This window comes from Acidimicrobiales bacterium (assembly GCA_022452035.1).
Classification (GTDB): Bacteria; Actinomycetota; Acidimicrobiia; order Acidimicrobiales; family MedAcidi-G1; genus UBA9410.
In genome coordinates this window covers 1-1,554 of the sequence record JAKURV010000065.1, presented here as the reverse complement: position 1 = coordinate 1,554, position 1,554 = coordinate 1, and the positions used below count along the sequence as shown (strand labels likewise).

Below are 1,554 nucleotides of genomic sequence, written 5' to 3'. Positions count from 1 at the left end.
GGCCACGGTGATCACGGGCACGGCGAACAGCAGCAGGAACTGCACAACCAGGATCATCCAGGTGAAGACCGGCATCTTGAAAAGCGTCATGCCCGGTGCCCTCATATTGAGCACCGTCACGATGAGGTTCATCGCCGACACCAGCGAGGCGATGCCTGTGATCTGCAGGCCAATGGCGTAGAAGTCCATGCCCTTGCCCGGCGAGAAGATCATCCCGGTGTTGGGGGCGTAGGCGAACCAGCCACCGTCGGGAGCGTCGCCAACAATCCAGGACATGTTCAGGAACAGGCCACCGGCTAAAAACACCCAGAACGAGAGGGCGTTCATCCGGGGAAAGGCCACGTCCCGGGCACCGATCTGCAGTGGTAGGAGGTAGTTCGCGAACGCTGCGGCTAAAGGCATGATCACTAGGAAGACCATGGTCACGCCATGCATAGTGAACACCCGGTTGTAGGTCTCAGCGCCCAGCACCGTGCCATCGGGAGTGGCCAACTGCAGACGAATGAGCAGGGCCTCGATGCCACCAATGACGAAGAAGAACATCGCTGTGGCGCCGTAGAGAATGCCGATCTTCTTGTGGTCGACGGTGGTGATCCAGTCTCGCCAGCCGGTGTTGGCTTTCGGTCGTGTGTAGACGCCGATCGACCCGCCCGGGGCCTCCAACTCGGTCACATCACTCATCAGTCGACCTCCGTCGCCGCGATGACGTCCATGGCCGGGGCCGTGCCCAGAGTCTGGAGGTACGCCACCACGTCATCGATCTGGCCCTCGCTGAGGCCCATGGCCGGCATACCCCGGCGACCCTCGGCATAGGCAGGCTTTTCAGCTGGTGCGTTTCGCAGCCAGGCTTCGAGCTGGGTCCGATTCAGCGAACCGTCGGCATCGTAAAGGTCGAAGATGCCACCAGCAAAAGTGGTCCGGCTCATTATGTGGGTCAGATTCGGTGCGGCGTTGGAGACCAGGTCAGCACCACCACCGTCATTGATGCCGTTAACCACGTGGCAACGAGCGCACTGGCCCTCGAAAATCTCCCTCCCACGTAGAGCAGCAGCATCAATAGGCTCGACGGCTGACTGCATCTGCTGGTCGACCCACAACTGGAAGTCAGCCGGGTCCATGGCCACCGTCTGCATCCGCATCCGGGAGTGGCTGAGACCACAGAACTCAGTGCACTGTCCGAAGTAGACGCCGGGCTTCTCGGCCTCGATCTTCCAAGGTGCGACCCGACCCGGTACCGCATCACGCTTCCCGTTCAAAGCCGGAATCCAGTAACTGTGGATCACGTCTCGGCTGGTGATCTTGAGACCGATCTCCGAACCAGTCGGAATGACGAGTTGGTTGGCCGCCACGATGTCAGCCGGCGGCAGATGGCGAGCGTCACTCAGGTCGAGGCCGTCCAGGCCGTCGAAGTAGTAGCGGAACTCCCACCACCACTGCTGGCCTACGACCACAATCTCCGGATCCCACGAGGTGGCCGTGCCGTCCACGGCCACCTGGATATCTGTGCGGTCTGAACTGTTCAGGTCGAAGTGGCTGAGCAGTGTGAAAACGGCG

At 61.1% G+C, this 1,554-nt stretch carries 2 protein-coding genes; both read right to left on the bottom strand.

The features are described from left to right. Positions 1-681: cbb3-type cytochrome c oxidase subunit I (locus tag MK181_10985; GenBank protein ID MCH2420322.1), on the bottom strand; the 681-nt coding region annotated here is incomplete at its 3' end. Beyond that, on the bottom strand, positions 681-1,554 hold an 874-nt coding region (locus MK181_10980), incomplete at its 5' end, for a c-type cytochrome (protein ID MCH2420321.1). The genes MK181_10985 and MK181_10980, both read right to left, overlap by 1 nt.